This is a genomic window from Acinetobacter stercoris (genome assembly GCF_900323515.1).
GTDB lineage: Bacteria > Pseudomonadota > Gammaproteobacteria > Pseudomonadales > Moraxellaceae > Acinetobacter > Acinetobacter stercoris.
In genome coordinates this window covers 1-16,975 of record NZ_OOGT01000075.1, presented here as the reverse complement: position 1 = coordinate 16,975, position 16,975 = coordinate 1, and the positions used below count along the sequence as shown (strand labels likewise).

Sequence of the window (16,975 nt, the reverse complement as noted above, 5' to 3'; positions counted from 1 at the left end):
TTTATATCTTTATTGCATATTTTTATACCTATAAGGTTGTAGACAAAAAATGAACTATGATTCATTTTTTACAGCTGGAATTCAAAAAAACTCACAATTGGAGGTGGGTATAAATGACAGCGAAAACAATGAATGTAAATGCTGTAGTTAATAATGCTAAATTCAGACCTTTTCATTTAACAGTTGTATTGTGGTGCTTATTTGTTGTGTTATTTGATGGCTATGATTTGGCAATTAATGGTGTTGCATTGCCCCTTTTGATGAAGGAGTGGGGAATGAGTGCAGTACAAGCTGGTATGTTAGCAAGTACAGCATTAGCGGGCATGATGTTTGGTGCAATGCTTTTTGGAATGTTGGCTGATAAGATTGGTCGTAAAAAAGTGATTCTAATTTGCGTGACTTTATTTAGCGGTTTTACATTTTTAGGCGGATTCGCAACTAATCCTACAGAGTTTGGTGCTTTGCGTTTTATCGCAGGTCTTGGTATCGGGGGAGTGCTGCCTAATCTAGTTGCCCTAACTTCTGAATATGCACCACAAAAATTGCGTAGTACTTTAGTAACAGCTATGTTTAGTGGCTATGCAATGGGTGGAATTATGGCTGCATTGTTGGGGGCATGGTTGACACCAGGTTTTGGTTGGAAAATCATGTTTTTTATAGCAGGTATCCCACTATTATTTATCCCTATTTTATGGAAATTTTTACCTGAATCTTTGACATTTCTGGTTAAAGCACAACAGGTAGGTAAAGCTCAGACTATCATTCAACACTTAGTTCCAGAAGAAAAAGTAACCTCTAATACTCAACTTGTTTTAGATGAGGTTAGGGTTCCTGATGCATCTGTTGCTGCACTTTTTCAGCAAGGACGTGGTATGGGTACCGTTTTGTTTTGGGTTTGCTTTTTTATGTGTTTATTAATGGTTTATGCACTAGGTAGCTGGTTACCAAAACTTATGATGGCTGCAGGATATTCGATGGGAAGTAGCCTTATGTTCCTCATGTCATTAAATATCGGTGCTGTCATTGGTACTGCTGGTGGTGGAATCTTGGCTGACAGATTTCATTTAAAGCCTGTCATTATTAGTATGTTGATTATAGGCGCGTTGGCTTTGGTTGGTTTGGGCTTTAATTCTCCACAACCAGTCATTTATTTACTTGTCGCTTTAGCAGGGGCAGCATCAATTGGTTGTAGTATTTTGCTTTATAGTTATGTTGCTCAATATTATCCATTAGCAGTGCGTTCAACAGGGTTGGGTTGGGCATCAGGTATTGGTCGTGTTGGTGCGATAGTTGGACCAATTGTAATTGGCTTTTTGTTGGGTATGGATTTGCCGCATAAAATGAATTTTATTGCCGTTGCCATTCCTGCAATCATTGCAGCTATAGCTGTCGTACTTATCCGAGAACCCCATGTTGCTAGTGAACCTTCTCAGTTGGCTATAAATTCCAAGAAGAAGTCATACGATGTGATTTGATATTGAATAATTATGGGCCGAAATAAAAATCCTCAATAGAATATACTGGGGGTTTTTATGTTGATTAAGAGTTTGAGTGAGTATTTAAAAAAGTTTTTTTTAAGAGTGTCATAATTATGTTCTTGTGCTTAACTTTTACAGAACAAATAAAAAACTCCTGTATGTATGAATGCAGGAGTTTTTTTATTAATGTCTAAAATCAATGTACCATCGAGATTTTTTCTAAGAAAAATTTAGTACGTTCATGTCGTTCTTCAAGATTTTCGAAAAAGTCCTGTGTAGAACAATCTTCCAAAATTTTTCCTTGATCCATAAAAATTACACGGTCAGCAACTTTGCGAGCAAAACCCATCTCATGAGTTACGCACATCATGGTCATGCCTTCTTTGGCTAATGTACTCATTACTTCAAGAACTTCTCCAACCATTTCTGGATCAAGAGCAGATGTAGGCTCATCAAACAACATACAAACTGGATCCATACATAGACCACGCGCTATTGCTACACGCTGTTGTTGACCGCCCGAAAGCTGTCCAGGGAATTTGTCTTTATGAGCGCTTAATCCAACACGCTCAAGATACTGCAAGGCTTTTTTTCTAGCTTCATCTTTTGAACGTTTTAGAACTTTAATCTGACCAATCATCAAATTATCTAAAACAGTCATATGAGGGAAGAGTTCAAAGTGTTGAAACACCATGCCGACACGGGATCTGAATTTTGCAAGATCTGTTTTAGGATCTTTTAATGAAGTACCATCAACAATAATATTTCCTTCCTGAAATGGTTCAAGTGCATTGACTGTTTTGATGAGTGTCGATTTACCTGAACCCGATGGTCCACAAACAACCACAACCTCTCCCTTATTAATCGAAGTTGTGCAGTCTGTTAAGACCTGAAAATCTCCATACCATTTTGAGATATGTTGTATTTCAATCATTGGCATTTTGATTCTCCCTTTATCGAATTATTGCTATTTTTTGATGTAAACGTTTGACTAAACGTGAAAGTGTGAAAGAAATCACGAAGTAGATCACAGCAACAACAAGATAGAATGTTGCTTTGGTTTCAGCTCCGTAAGTATTTGCCAATGTATTGGCATTACCAAGGAAGTCTGGGGCACTAATGACATAAACCAGTGATACGTCTTGAAAAAGTACAATGGATTGGGTTAACAGGACAGGTAACATGTTTCTAAATGCTTGCGGTAATACGACATTTGACATGGTTTGTCCGTAAGTAAAGCCGAGAGCATAGCCTGCATTTACTTGTCCTCTGGATACGGATTGAATTCCTGAACGTACAATTTCAGAGAAGAATGCAGCTTCAAAAATGGCAAAGGTCACGATACTGGAAAATAATGGTCCATAATATGTATCAGACTGAAATTCGAAAAATTTTGGTAATAAAAAATAGAAAATGAAAATGACCTGAATGAGTGGCACACCCCGAAAGAAATCAACATAAAATTTGGCAAAGCCACTAGCAAGCTTGTTGTTTGATAGGCGCATCATTGCAAGTGGAGTGCCTAACAATATTCCGCCGATCACGGATAAAATAGTGACAGTAACGGTGAACTTGAAGCCCTGTGCTAAGGTAACAACTACGTTGTGATCATGTAATATACTAAAATCCATGATTATTTACCTCCTGAGCCTAGACCAGGGACAGCCATGCGTTTTTCCACCCATGCCATAAAGAATTTAATGCAATAGGTGATAATGAGATAAACCGGCGTTGATAAAATCAGAATCACGATGTCCTGTGATGTTTCTTCACGCATGGTTTTGGTGTAAGCAAAGAAGTTTAAAATGCTTAATGCATATAACACAGCAGAGTTTTTAAATACATTCATTGCTTCGGAGGTTAAGGTTGGCCATACGATACGGTAGGCTACAGGTAAGATAACGTAGCGGTAGCTTTGACTTTGAGTAAAGCCAATAGCAAAAGCTGCATTTTTTTGACCTTGTGAAACTGTATTGATCCCAGCCCGAATTTGTTCAGCAATCCGCGCAGCAGTATATAAACCTAAAGCAAAGACCCCTATAGCGGCAGGATTGTTATTGAGTATGTTTTGCCACCATCCACCATGAACCATTTCACCACTACCTGAGCTCAAACTTAATGGTAAAAACTCAGGGAAAACAAAGGCCCAGAAAAAGAGTTGGACAATGAGCGGGATATTCCGGAAAAGCTCTACATAGCAGGTTCCAATAAATGATAGTGCTTTATTGGGTAGCGTTCTCATGATGCCGATGATTGAACCTAAAGCAAAGGCAACAATGAATGCAAATAGTGATGTCCAGATCATGGTCCACACACCATTGCCGAGCAATTGTAACCATGTTGGGGCATCTGCGACAGGAGAATAATTCACTCCGCCAATGGCATGACAAACAGATTCAGCCCATGCAGCTTTATCCATGCCATATTCATTGGAGGGCATGCAAAATGATGTCCAGTTAAGTGAGCCAACTGACATGTGCGCTCCTTGAAATTTTCTGTTTTTTATAAGATTTACTGATCAAGACAATGCATATCTTGATCAGTAAGCAGTCGACCTGTCAGATTGTTTTATTTGATGCCTGCATCATTTGGACTAGCCTTGAGTTTAAGATATGAAGAACTCATCGGCATGTTCATGTTGATATTTTTGGGTGGAATTGGAGATTGGAACCATTTTTTGTAGAGGCCGGCCATTTGCCCATTTTTCCACATCGTTGTGACTACACGATCAGCAATCGCTTTGTATGCAGCATCACCTTTAGGGATCATAATGCCATATGGTTCAGAAGAAAGAACTGGACCTACAATTTTAAAGTCTTTCGGGTTTGAAGACTTTGCAATCAAACCTGCGAGAATATTGTCATCCATAACAAATGCTGCTGCACGGCCTGAAGCCATCATTGCAAAAGAGTCAGAGTGATCTTTACCATAAACATTGTTTACATTAACTTTTTGACCTCTTGCCCCCATTTTAATGTATTTATCAGAGGTTGTTCCTTGAGTTGTAACCACTGCTTTTCCATTTAAATCCGCTAGGCTTTTAATGGGTGAATTGGCTTTAACTGCCATTCGCACTTCAGTTGCATAATAATTGGTTGAAAAACTGACTTGTTGCTGGCGTTGAAGAGAATTGGTTGTGGTACCACATTCCATATCAATGTTACCCGCTAACATTTCTGGAATACGGGTTGAAGAAGTTACTGCTTTATACTCGACTTTTAAATTTGGCAATTTCAAGTCTTTTTTCAGTTCATTCGCGAAGTTGTTACAGATATCGACAGCATACCCCATCGGTTTTCCTGCAACGACATAGGAGATTGGATCTGAAGATTCTCGATAACCAATAATGACTTTCCCTGTCTTTTTGATTTTTGCCAGGGTATCTGCTGCCTGAACTTGGGTAAATGTTCCACCAGCAAGTAAAACACCTAGTGCAGCGGTAAGTACTTTGGTTGATAATTTCTTCATTGTGTTGACTCCGTTTAAGTTATTGTCTGACATTCCAGTTATTTAGCTCGGGTTATTACTCTAATGCTTTAGTGTGTCAGTGTTCCACGTTTATGAATGGTATGATCCTTCATACAATTTATAGATATATAAATATACTGTTGAGATTAATAAGTAAAGTTTTTATACAAAATAAATTATAAGATTTTAGTTATTAATCCGGGCAATAAAGTTTCAGATGATAATGTGAAATATCTTAAGAAATTCTTAATATTTTATTGAAGCTTTTATAGAGTCCTTTTTTATAAAACAAGCTAAATGAATGAAGTTTAAATATAAATTTAAGATATAGAAACATTTGAAAATCAATAATATTTATTTTTTGAATGTAGTTTTTATTTTTTATAAAAAATTAGAATATCAGATTTATAAATCAAAAAATAGCTTCGGCATAATAATTGCTAATTAATTTGAATATGTTTGAAAAGGATTTAGATTCTCATGACAAGATTTTTTTAAAATAAACTAATTAATAAAAAACCAGTTTCATTCTTGAAGAGAATAGGGTTAAAAAATACTATTCTCCTGGCTAATGCTGTGCTATAACAATAATTAGGCATAATTTTTGCTTAGTATGTAGTCATGTTGAAGTTGGTTACGTTTCAGATATAAGGATGAATGGGGTTATGAAGTTATCGGTTGGATTAAAAGTTGCAAATACTCTGTCTTTGACACCGCAACTGCAACAGGCCATTCGATTGCTACAATTGTCTAGTTTAGAACTTGAACAAGAAATTCAGGAGCAACTTGAAAGTAATCCTTTGCTTGAAAAAGTAGAGGAAGATTCTTCAACAAGTCTCGAAACATTAACCCGGGAACAAGAAGCAAAAGACTTAACCAATGAATTAAATGCCGACCATTTACCTGATGATTTGCCTGTAGATACTGAATGGGATGATGTTTATACCCATCAATCAACTGCTTTAGAGCGTCCAGAGTTTGAAGAGCGAGAGGATAACCGTCAAAGTCAGACTAGTCTAAAAGAACATATGCTTGGACAGATCAATCTTCTACATTTTTCACCTGTAGACAAGCTTATTGCTTATTGCATCGTTGATGCATTAGATGAAAAAGGGTTCTTGGATGCTTCAGTTGAAGAGATTGTGGAATCTGTACAACATCTCTTAAATGAAATGGATTATGAGATAGAAGTTGAAGCAGAAGAAGTTCTGGTTGTTTTAAAGCATATTCAACGTCTCGAACCACTGGGAATGGGGGCGAGAAATCTTGCTGAATGTCTGTTTGTTCAATTGGATGCATTACCAAACCAAACACTATATAAAAAAGAAGCTTTAATGTTGTTAAAGCATTATGAACTCTTGGTATCAAATGATTTAAATAAACTTATTAAACAAACTGGTTTGAGTATGGAGCAGTTGAAAACAGCTATTAATTTGCTCAAGACTTTAAAACCTTATCCAGGACTGGAATTTGAGGATAAAGATTCTGATTATCAGATTCCTGATGTGGTTGTCTCCAAGAAACATGGAGCATGGCATGTGCAGTTAAATCCTGATGTCATGCCAAAATTAAGGATTAATTCTTTTTATTCAAATATGATTCGTAGAGCTGATGGGAGTGATGAAAACCAGTATTTACGAAATCAAATGCTAGAAGCTAAAAACTTTATTAAAAGCGTTGATGAGCGTCATAAAACTTTATTGAAAGTTGCTAGCTGTATTATCAGACATCAAAGAGAGTTTTTAGAGATTGGTGCAGAAGGGATGAAACCTTTGGTGCTCAGGGATGTTGCAGAAGAGGTTGAATTACATGAATCAACTGTTTCTCGGGTAACGACAAATAAATATCTGTTAACCCCACGAGGGTTATTTGAGTTGAAATATTTCTTTTCCAGTCATGTCGGGACGACAACAGGTGGTGAGGCATCTTCAACTGCAATTCGTGCCATGATTAAAAAGTTGATTGCAGCAGAAAATCCTCGTAAACCTTTGTCTGATAATGTAATCGCCAATATGCTCAAAGAGGATGGTATAGATGTCGCGAGAAGGACTGTTGCAAAGTATCGTGAATCGTTACATATTCCCTCATCTTCTGAGAGAAAAGTCTTGATCTAATTTTTAAAATCTGCCTATTCTAAAGATTCATTATTGCAAAATAATGAATCTTTTTTTATTTTTTATGGATTGGCTAAAATGGTTAAATGATATATTTTTATTACCCTAAGTCTTTATAAATTAAAGATATGTCATGCGATTATTTTGGCTAAGCTTTTCAATTTCCTAATACAGGAGAGGGATAAGATTATGCAAATAACGATTCGTGGGCATCATTTAAGTATTACCCCTGCTATAGAAGAAACAATCCGTTCAAAATTTGCTGATATGACTAAACATCTGGATCAGGTGAATAGCATGCAAGTGAAGCTCAGCAAAGATCATCAAATTGATAAAATCTCAAAAAAAGGAAGTGGTAACCATATTGCAGAAGCTATTGTACGGTTACCCGGAATCGAGCTATTTGCTCAGGCTACTGCTGATGATATGTATACATCCATTAAAAAATTAACAGAAAAATTAAAAAGACAGTTACATCGACATCGAAAAATGCAAAGTGAATATCAGGTCATAACGATATAATTGCTTCATTTTACTTGATTATTAAAAAGAGGTTGAAATATACCTCTTTTTTTATCTGTAAAAATTCTTCTAATGGATGAATTATTTTAGAGAGTTATAGTAAAATAGCGAGTTTTTACACTGTCGGTCCTATGAGAGGTCTTTGCAATGAATAGTGAACAGCTCACCGAAATACTAAAAGCAGCTTTCCCTGAAGCTGAAGTCGCTGTGAGCGGACAAGCAGGTAAATTTGACCTCAGAATCGTAGATGATCAATTTGAAGGTAAAAGAACAGTAGCACGTCAACAATCAGTCTATGCTCCTTTAAACTCATATATTGCCAGTGGGGAAGTCCATGCCGTAACCATCCGCGCAATGACTAAAGAAGAATGGCGTAAAGCAAGTTTGTTCGGAGCTTAATCATTAATGGATAAATTTTTAATTACAGGTGGCGTTAAACTTGAAGGCGAAGTGCGCATTTCAGGTGCTAAAAACGCTGCATTACCTTTACTTGCTGCCATGATTTTGGCAGATACGCCGATTACATTAACTAATGTTCCAAATTTAAAAGATGTAAACACATTGGTAAAACTGATCGCTGGCTTGGGTGTAAAGATTAGCTACGAAGGTGATACGGTTATTGCCGATACTTCGACATTGGACAATCAATTCGCACCATATGAGCTGGTAAAAACCATGCGTGCATCTATTTTGGTGCTGGGCCCATTGCTTGCGCGCTATGGTAGTGCAAAAGTGTCGCTTCCTGGTGGTTGTGCTATTGGTTCACGCCCTGTCGATCAGCATTTAAAAGCTTTAGAAGCTTTAGGTGCACAAATTGAGGTCGAAGCAGGTTATGTGCATGCCAGAGTTGATGGTCGTCTAAAAGGTGGCGAAGTCGTTTTTGATATGGTCACAGTGGGTGGTACAGAAAATATTTTAACGGCTGCCGTACTGGCTGATGGCGTAACGACTATCCGTAATGCAGCACGTGAACCAGAGATCACAGATCTTGCACAAATGTTGATTAAGATGGGTGCAAAAATTGAGGGTCTGGATACTGATACACTGATTGTAACAGGTGTCGAAAGTTTGCATGGCTGTGAATATGCAGTTGTTGCAGACCGTATCGAAACAGGTTCATATTTAGCTGCGGCAGCGATTACTGGTGGTCGGGTTAAAACCACACATACTGATCCAAATTTGCTTGAATCAGTTCTGGATAAGTTTGAGGAAATGGGTGCAGAAGTGACCCGTGGTGATGACTGGATTGAACTGGACATGATGGGTAAACGCCCTAAAGCAGTCAGTTTCCGTACTTTGCCTCATCCAGATTTTCCTACAGATATGCAAGCGCAGATCATGGCTGTAAATGCTATAGGCCGAGGTTTTGCAACAATTTCTGAAACGATTTTTGAAAACCGTTTCATGCATGTACCTGAGTTGTCACGTATGGGGGCTAACATTCAGGTAGAAGGTAATGATGCTGTAGTTACTGGAGTTGAAAAATTATCAGCGGCTCCAGTGATGGCAACAGATTTACGTGCTTCATTCTCACTTGTTTTGGCGGCACTCGCTGCGGAAGGTGAGACATTGATTGACCGGATTTATCATATTGACCGTGGTTATGAAAATATTGAAGCAAAGTTACAAGGTTTAGGTGCCCAAATTAAGCGAGTAAGAGAATGAATGACTTAAGAAACGATGATCCAAATTTCGATGTAATGGGTAATTTTGATCATGGTTTAACTTTGGCATTAAGTAAGGGGCGTATCTTAAAAGAAACTTTGCCTTTGCTCGAAACCGCTGGCATTAACTTACTTGAAGATCCAGATAAGTCTCGTAAGCTGATTTTCCCAACAACACATAAACAAGTACGTATCCTGATTTTACGTGCTTCAGATGTGCCAACTTATGTTGAAAATGGTGCTGCTGATCTTGGTGTTGCTGGTAAAGATGTTCTTATGGAACATGGTGCGCAAAACGTTTATGAACCTCTTGACCTGAAAATCGCAAACTGTAAGCTGATGACAGCTGGAAAGGTTGGTATGGTTCGACCTAACGGTCGTTTAAAAATCGCCACCAAATACGTCAATTTAACACGTCAGTATTATGCAAGTTTAGGTGAGCAGGTCGATGTGATTAAACTCTATGGTTCAATGGAGCTTGCACCACTTGTAGGGCTTGGTGATTATATTGTTGACGTTGTCGACACCGGGAATACATTGCGCGCTAATGGTTTAGAACCATTGGAAGAAATTTGCAAAGTATCTTCACGTTTGATTGTTAACAAAGCCAGCTTTAAACGAAAACAGGCTTTGTTAAATCCAATTATTGCCCAGCTTGAAAAAGCTGTGAGTGAGCGTCAAAAATAATTATTTTGACGGTTTTTATAAAGGGCAACCTGGTGTTGCCCTTTTATTTTGTCAGGATTGCGTTGTATATAAATGTTCTGAATCAATTGATTTGCACTAAAACCAAATGTCACGACCATAATACACTTTCCATGTGCATCGAAGAAATCAAAGCCAATATTTCCATTAATCCGCTGTAGTTTCCATTGAAAGGCGTGCCATGCCTGAAATAACAGTTTTTCGAAAAACTGGGTAACTTGTTCGATTGATAAGAGAGGTTTGGAAATAGCAGATACTTTCCCGCCACCATCTGCAAATAAGTGCACATCTTGGGTAAGCAGGGCAGTTAATTGTTCTGGATTACCTGATTGAACTGCATGTTGAAATATATGAAGTATTTTGATCTGTTGTGGAGTGGGTGGAGTAAAGCTTAGATCATGCTCAAATACCACTTTTTCTCTAGCCCGTGAAATTAATTTACGACAATAGTTTTGATTTTCCTCTAAAATTTTAGATAACTCCGAATAATCATAATCGAAAATATCATGTAATAAATAAGCAGCCCGCTCTTTGGCAGAGAGTTTTTCTAGCAACAGCAAGAACATTGTTGATAGGGTAAAATCAGATTCAATGCACATATCATCTTCTGCATGATATGGTTCTGGTAACCATGTCCCGATATATTCAGTACGGGATTTATACGCAGATCGCAACAGATCGATACTTTGTCGAGTACAAATTGTAGTTAGCCAGGCTTTTGGTGTGACAATATCAGATTTGGGTTGTTGATACCATTTTATAAAAATATCCTGTAGTACATCTTCGGCATCACTTTTACTTCCTAAAATACGATAGGCGAGACCGAGCAAAAATGCCCGGTGTTCTTGAAAAATTTCAACATCTCTGGAAGTCATGATGTTATGGATCCATCTAAATTGATATGTAAAATTAATATTGAGAAATTTGAATTCTGTTCCATAAATTAATCATGCTGATAAGAACAGTTAAAGCAGAAATTTGTTGTTCATTGAAATGTCTTAATAGGTTTTGACGCAATATTGCATAGTCGGTTTTATCTTGAAGTGTTGTAAGTGACTCTGCCCATTCAAACGCAGCCTTTTCCTGATCTGTGTAATCAGCACTGTGCCGCCAGACGACTAGGCGATCAAGTCTTTCCTGAGTTTCATTATCTGCTCTTGCTTCAGCTAAATGCATTTTGACACAGAATGCGCAGGCATTGATTTGAGAGACTCTAAGCAAGATTAGATGGGTTAGTTTGGACTCTAAAAGTGCAAGTGTATCCAGACTGGCATGAACCTGATATAGGTTTTGGATAACACTGGGTAAGTTGCTTTTCGGGTCAATATTTGATGTTGGCATTTCGATCTCCAAATTTAAATAAAAAGTTAATGTATAAATTTGACGATTGAGCCTGTGTTTTTGTGACAGTTAAAGGGTTAATTTTATAAAAATCGGAATTGGATGTTTTTGAGTTTTATTTTTCTATTTAAATTAAAACAATTTTTTATATAAACTGTAGTTTGATGTAATCTGCTTAAAGAGTAGTATATTTTACAGGTAGCTGATAGTTTGATCAGTAAAAAGTCTTGATTGATGACATAAAACTGATCATGGAGTTATCAGTGTAACGATGTTGGGGACATCTGATGAATATTCTTGAGTTAAGGTTTTTTGTCTCAGGGATAGAGGGGATAAAATAAGTAAAATGATACAATTATTTATATTGTAATGATGGAAAATAATTTAAGCTTTAATTCTAAATGAAACATGACATGTGTCGGCTATATAAAATTAATTATAAATAATCTTAAATAAATAAATCACTTAGTGAGAGTGTGGAATGAGTTTGATCGAGCTAATCAAAAGCAATGTAATGATTCATGGTAAGCCTGAAAATCCAAATTCAGGTTATATCCAAATGATTAAGCAAAAAATTACTGAGACTCCGATATCGGACATTGTTGATGACCAGCAACATCAATATGTGGATCTGGTATTGGAAGGTGGGGGTGTTTTAGGCATTGCATTGATTGGCTATACTTATGTTCTTGAGCAAGCAGGTATCCGCTTTCTAAATATCGCAGGTACTTCAGCAGGTGCGATTAATGCCATGTTACTCGCATCAGTTGGGTATTCTCATGAACTGAGAAGTGAGCAATTATTAAAAATATTTGAGCAAATGGAGCTGGAAACATTTGTTGATGGTGGTTTTTTAGTTAAAAAATTTGTGCAAGAATTTCAGAATAATAAAGCTCATTTAGTTACTATGATTCCTAAAGCTGCCGCTCTTTATTTGCAGGGAAAATTTAATAAAAATACATTGGGATTAAACCCCGGAGATGCTTTTGAACAATGGCTAGGTCAAACTCTTGATGAACATCAGGTATCGAACACTGAACAATTATTAGCAAAGTTGAAAAACAGGCCTTTGAAGATTAGGGATATAGCTGAACGTGAAGATCAAGAATTTGATCATTACCGGATTCAGCATGAATTTAAAAAGAATAAGCTTGCGATTATTGCGACCGAAGTTAAAACTGAAAGTAAGATTATTTTCCCAAAAATGGGGTATTTATTTTGGGATAATCCTATGAACACTCATCCCAAAAAATATGTACGTGCTTCTATGTCTATTCCTCTGTTTTTTGAACCCTGTAAAATCAAAAATATTCCAAGAGATAGGCAATATTATTGGGAAACCTTGACAGGGTTTCGTGGTACACCGCCAGAGGAAGCTTGTTTGGTTGATGGCGGCGTAGTCTCGAATTTTCCAATTGATGTTTTTCATCATCATGAATTCATTCCACTATGTCCGACTTTCGGGGTAAAACTTGGTGTGGATCGAACTAAGACAGCAAACCTTGATAATATTATCAGCTATTTGGGGGCATTGTTTGACACTGCCAGACATACAGCAGATTATAGCTTTTTGCTCCAGAATGCTGATTATGAAAAGCTAATAGCCTATGTCGATACCTCGGCTAAATTTAGTATAAAAAAAGATCAGGCAAAAAGCATTTTTCAGTCAAAGAGGATCTCTTCATTGAAAGAGTCAGAAAGCTTTAGCTGGCTAGATTTTAATATGAGTGATGAAAAAAAAGTGGCGTTATTTGAATTGGGGGCTAAAGCTGCTTACGAGTTTATCGTAGGGAATGTCGATCATCCCGGAGATTCAGCTGAAACAGCAGCAAAAACTATGCTTGTCGAGGCTTTTGATTGGAATGCCTATAAAAATATCCGGAAAAAGTTAAGAATTACACTTTCAGATCGTGAAAAAATCAAGATGCAACGAAAAGAGCAGTGCTCACTTTGAGTGTTTAGAGGCACGTGTAATTCTGCTATGGTTTGACCCGTTTTTAAGTGATTCACGAAAAGAAATATGATAAGTCCAATTTTATCAAAAGTATTTTCCCATCATATTCTGTATTTTCATAATGAATCCTTACCCACAAAACCAGAGAAACAAGGTAAACTAAAGTTTTCCTTTCTATAATCTTTGTGGGTAAATAGATGCGCCGTTTATCGACTCAAGAGCAGAATTTCAAGCAAGTCTTTGCTGATTTACTGGCTTTTGAAACAGTGAGTGATCCTGAGCTTTTAAAAACCGTAGACCAAATTATTGCAGATGTACGCCAATATGGTGATGCACATGTACTTAAACTCACTCAACAGTTCGATCGACATCCAGCGCATCAATTTTCAGATCTAGAACTGACTCAGCAACAGTTGAAAGCTGCTTTTGAAAGTTTAAATACAGAGGTTCGTGAAGCTCTCGAGCTTGCGGCGAATCGTATCCGTTCATTTCATCAGGCACAAAAACAAGATGGATGGACATATGTAGATGAACTTGGAAATACACTGGGTCAGAAAGTTACGCCATTGGATCGTGTGGGAATTTATGTGCCTGGTGGTTTAGCCTCTTATCCATCTTCGGTGCTCATGAATGCAGTACCTGCACATGTCGCTGGTGTAGGTGAAATCATCATGGTTGTACCAGCACCAAATGGTGAGCTAAATCCATTGGTTTTAGCAGCAGCTTATCTGGCAGGTGTACATCGTGTATTTACCATAGGTGGAGCGCAAGCTGTGGCAGCACTTGCCTATGGAACAGAAACCATTCCGCAAGTAGATAAAATCACGGGACCAGGCAACCGCTTTGTTGCTGCGGCAAAACGCGCAGTATTCGGTCAGGTTGGAATCGATATGATTGCAGGACCATCCGAGATTCTGGTTTATGCAGAAGGTCAAAATAATGCCAAATGGTTAGCAATGGATGTTTTATCTCAAGCAGAACATGACACAGTTGCACAAGCCATTTTTATTACGCCAGATGAACAACTTTTAAATGAAGTGGAACAGGCGATAGAAGAACACTTGGCAGCATTACCAAAAGCTGAGATTGCACGGACTTCAATCCAAAACCGTGGGGCATTGGTATTGGTAAAAGACCGTCAAGAAGCAATAGATCTTATTAATCAGGTTGCTCCTGAGCATCTGGAACTATGCCTAGATGAAGCTGAAGTAATGTCACAAGATATTCGTCATGCAGGTGCGATTTTTATGGGGCGCTATACACCAGAAGCAATTGGTGATTATTGTGCAGGACCAAACCACGTATTACCGACTTCTGGAACTGCACGTTTTTCATCACCACTTGGTGTTTATGATTTTCAAAAACGTTCGAGTTTGATCATGTGTTCCGAGCAAGGAGTTAAATCTTTGGCAAAAACAGCAGATATTCTGGCTCAGCAAGAAAATCTTGATGCCCATGCATGCTCGGCACGCTATCGCTATCAGTAAGCTTCTGAAATATAACTAGGGCTGAAGTGATCAGCCCTTTTTTAACAATGCATAATTTTTGAGATATTTAAAATGACCATTACTACAGAACAAATGCGTTTTTGGAGTCCAGCCGTACGTGAGTTAGAGCCTTATGTCCCTGGTGAACAGCCTAAAATTCAGAACTTGCTTAAGTTAAATACCAATGAAAACCCGTATCCACCTTCTGAAAAAGTGGTGGCTGCGGTTCAGGCTGTGCTTGCCAATTCTGCGGATGCGCTTCGCTTATACCCTGATCCTGATGCAACAGCATTGAAGCATGCAATAGCAAAACAGCAGGGGGTTGGAGTATCCCAGGTCTTTGTTGGAAATGGTTCTGATGAAGTCCTTGCACATATTTTTAAAGCTTTTTTTGTGCAGAATGAACCTGTTTTATATCCTGATATTACTTATAGTTTCTATCCTGTTTATAGCCAGTTTTTTAATGTGCAAACCAAAGAAATTCCATTAAATGAGAATTTTGAAATTGTCATTGAAGATTATAAGCAGGTGAATGGCGGCATTATTATCGCAAATCCAAATGCACCGACCAGCATTGCTTTATCTCTTGCTCAAATTGAAGAGATTTTAAAGGCAAATCCAGACAGGGTTGTTGTAATTGATGAAGCGTATGTCGATTTTGGTGCTGAATCTGCCGTGAGTTTGGTGAGCAAGTATGAAAATCTGGTCGTTTGTCAGACGACTTCCAAGTCTCGTTCATTGGCTGGACTGCGAGTTGGTTTTGCGATTGCTCAGGATCACCTGATTGCAGCACTTGAAGCGGTAAAAAATAGCTTTAACTCATATCCAATTGACCGTTTTGCCATAGCGGCAGCAGTAGCTTCATTTGAAGATCAAGTTTATTTTGTTGAACAATGCAATAAGGTCATTGCTAGTCGGGATAAGTTGATTGTTGAATTAGAGCAGATCGGTTTTGATGTTCTGCCATCAAAAGCCAATTTTATTTTTGCTTCCTTACCTACTAAAGATGCAGGCGAATTAGCAAAAGAATTACGTGAACGTGGCATTATTGTGCGCTACTTTAATAAACCACGTATAAACCGGTTCTTACGGATTACCATAGGTACAGATGAGCAAAATCAACGCTTTGTAGATGCATTGAAAAATGAAATTTTAGTTTAAGCACTAAGATTTATTCAGATTTCTGCCATGTTTTGAATAGATCCAGCATGGCGGAAACTTTATCAAAACATTCTTGGTATTCTGCTTCTGCTTCAGATGCAATCGTAATACCGCCACCAGCCCAAATAGAAAGTTCATCCTGATATTTCTGTATTGAGCGAATCAAGATATTCCAGACACCAGTACCATCATAGTTAAAATAACCAAGCGAACCACAGTATGCACCTCGTGAAGCACCTTCCAGTTCCTCAATAATTTGCATAGCCCGAATTTTAGGTGCACCTGTGATAGATCCTCCAGGCATAGCTGAAAGTAAGACCTCAAAAGGATTTACATCATCTTTTAAGGTGGCAGAGATTTCACTGACCATATGATGCACCTGATTAAAACTTTCGATTTCAAATAATTTTGGGGTTTTCACGCTCCCGGTTTTTGCGTAAATACTTAAATCATTTCGTAGCAGGTCAACGATCATCAAGTTTTCAGCCTGATCTTTTTGTGAGTTTTGGAGCTTTTTTCTGGATATTTGATCTTGAGTTGGATCAGTATATCTAGGCATGGTTCCTTTTATTGGGCGAGTAATCATATTGTTATTGTCGTTGAATTCAATAAAAAGCTCAGGTGAACAACTGAGTAATTCAAAGTTGTTTATATTTAGATAACCGGCATAGGGAGCATTGGTTAAATTCCATAATTCATGTGATATATCGGTTAAATTTCCAGTGCATTTTGTTTTAAATTCTTGAGTGAGATTAATTTGATAACAATCACCAGCTTTAATGTATTCCTGCACCTGATTGAATGCGGATAAATATTCTTGCTTAGTCCAGCGATTTTGGAAGTCTTTTGAAATATTAAAATCTGGATGGTTATTATTGTCATCATTATTTAATAAATCTGAAATTAAATTATAGAGATATTGTGCATTTTTCTCAGAACTATAAAAGATAACCTGGTTATTTTCAAATTTTAAAAAGCTTTGATATTCGCCTAAAAAATATAGAGGTTGTTTGGGTTTTTCTAAGTAATCTATAAACTGACTAGCCGCATAATCATAACTGATAAAACCAATATAACCTCC

Annotated in this window: 16 protein-coding genes; 9 read left to right on the top strand and 7 right to left on the bottom strand. The window is 37.5% G+C overall.

All coding sequences use genetic code 11. The annotated features are described in order from the left end of the window. The first annotated feature begins 113 nt into the window (after positions 1-113). Positions 114-1,475 (top strand): MFS transporter, encoded by a 1,362-nt coding sequence (locus tag KPC_RS09620; protein ID WP_121974163.1) that lies wholly within the window; start codon positions 114-116, stop codon positions 1,473-1,475. A 199-nt stretch (positions 1,476-1,674) separates the two neighbouring features. Here KPC_RS09620 and KPC_RS09615 read toward each other — a convergent pair whose 3' ends face one another. The 4 genes from KPC_RS09615 to KPC_RS09600 all read right to left on the bottom strand — a co-directional run bounded on the left by KPC_RS09615 (position 1,675) and on the right by KPC_RS09600 (position 4,946). Then, a complete protein-coding gene (locus KPC_RS09615; protein WP_121974162.1) occupies positions 1,675-2,418 on the bottom strand; it encodes an amino acid ABC transporter ATP-binding protein in 744 nt (247 codons plus the stop codon). Positions 2,419-2,431: 13 nt separating this feature from the next. Beyond that, positions 2,432-3,109 (bottom strand): amino acid ABC transporter permease, encoded by a 678-nt coding sequence (locus KPC_RS09610; protein ID WP_121974161.1) that lies wholly within the window; start codon positions 3,107-3,109, stop codon positions 2,432-2,434. Positions 3,110-3,111: 2 nt separating this feature from the next. Then, a complete protein-coding gene (locus KPC_RS09605; protein WP_121974160.1) occupies positions 3,112-3,954 on the bottom strand; it encodes an amino acid ABC transporter permease in 843 nt (280 codons plus the stop codon). Positions 3,955-4,046: 92 nt separating this feature from the next. Continuing rightward, positions 4,047-4,946: an amino acid ABC transporter substrate-binding protein gene (locus KPC_RS09600; RefSeq protein ID WP_121974159.1), complete on the bottom strand. Its 900-nt coding sequence runs from the start codon at positions 4,944-4,946 to the stop codon at positions 4,047-4,049. Between the two features lie 665 nt (positions 4,947-5,611). Between KPC_RS09600 and KPC_RS09595 the strand changes: the two genes are divergently transcribed. From KPC_RS09595 to hisG, 5 genes are all read left to right on the top strand, one after another. Then, complete coding sequence (locus tag KPC_RS09595) at positions 5,612-7,060, top strand: RNA polymerase factor sigma-54 (RefSeq protein ID WP_121974158.1); 1,449 nt, start codon at positions 5,612-5,614, stop codon at positions 7,058-7,060. A gap of 189 nt (positions 7,061-7,249) precedes the next feature. Then, on the top strand, positions 7,250-7,582 hold the full coding sequence (hpf, locus tag KPC_RS09590) for a ribosome hibernation-promoting factor, HPF/YfiA family (protein WP_121974157.1): 333 nt from the start codon (positions 7,250-7,252) through the stop codon (positions 7,580-7,582). Between the two features lie 147 nt (positions 7,583-7,729). Then, positions 7,730-7,981, top strand: a complete 252-nt coding sequence (gene ibaG, locus KPC_RS09585) for a BolA family iron metabolism protein IbaG (protein ID WP_121974156.1) — start codon at positions 7,730-7,732, stop codon at positions 7,979-7,981. A 6-nt stretch (positions 7,982-7,987) separates the two neighbouring features. After that, positions 7,988-9,247, top strand: a complete 1,260-nt coding sequence (murA, locus tag KPC_RS09580) for a UDP-N-acetylglucosamine 1-carboxyvinyltransferase (RefSeq protein WP_121974155.1) — start codon at positions 7,988-7,990, stop codon at positions 9,245-9,247. Next, positions 9,244-9,933: an ATP phosphoribosyltransferase gene (gene hisG, locus KPC_RS09575; RefSeq protein ID WP_121974154.1), complete on the top strand. Its 690-nt coding sequence runs from the start codon at positions 9,244-9,246 to the stop codon at positions 9,931-9,933. The genes murA and hisG overlap by 4 nt, the downstream gene beginning before the upstream one ends. Here hisG and KPC_RS09570 read toward each other — a convergent pair. Beyond that, positions 9,924-10,826 (bottom strand): sigma-70 family RNA polymerase sigma factor, encoded by a 903-nt coding sequence (locus KPC_RS09570; RefSeq protein WP_121974153.1) that lies wholly within the window; start codon positions 10,824-10,826, stop codon positions 9,924-9,926. The genes hisG and KPC_RS09570 overlap by 10 nt on opposite strands. A 34-nt stretch (positions 10,827-10,860) precedes the next feature. After that, a complete protein-coding gene (locus KPC_RS09565) occupies positions 10,861-11,292 on the bottom strand; it encodes a carboxymuconolactone decarboxylase family protein (RefSeq protein WP_121974152.1) in 432 nt (143 codons plus the stop codon). 481 nt (positions 11,293-11,773) lie between these two features. Between KPC_RS09565 and KPC_RS09560 the strand changes: the two genes are divergently transcribed. The 3 genes from KPC_RS09560 (at position 11,774) to hisC (ending at position 15,894) form a co-directional block, all read left to right on the top strand. Beyond that, positions 11,774-13,246: a patatin-like phospholipase family protein gene (locus tag KPC_RS09560; RefSeq protein ID WP_121974151.1), complete on the top strand. Its 1,473-nt coding sequence runs from the start codon at positions 11,774-11,776 to the stop codon at positions 13,244-13,246. A 197-nt stretch (positions 13,247-13,443) separates the two neighbouring features. Next, entirely contained in the window at positions 13,444-14,733 is a 1,290-nt protein-coding gene (gene hisD, locus KPC_RS09555) for a histidinol dehydrogenase (RefSeq protein ID WP_121974150.1), read from the top strand. A 72-nt stretch (positions 14,734-14,805) separates the two neighbouring features. Next, on the top strand, positions 14,806-15,894 hold the full coding sequence (gene hisC, locus KPC_RS09550; RefSeq protein WP_121974149.1) for a histidinol-phosphate transaminase: 1,089 nt from the start codon (positions 14,806-14,808) through the stop codon (positions 15,892-15,894). A gap of 10 nt (positions 15,895-15,904) precedes the next feature. Here the strand turns inward: hisC and pabB are convergent. Further along, on the bottom strand, positions 15,905-16,975 hold a 1,071-nt coding region (gene pabB, locus KPC_RS09545; protein ID WP_121974148.1), incomplete at its 5' end, for an aminodeoxychorismate synthase component I.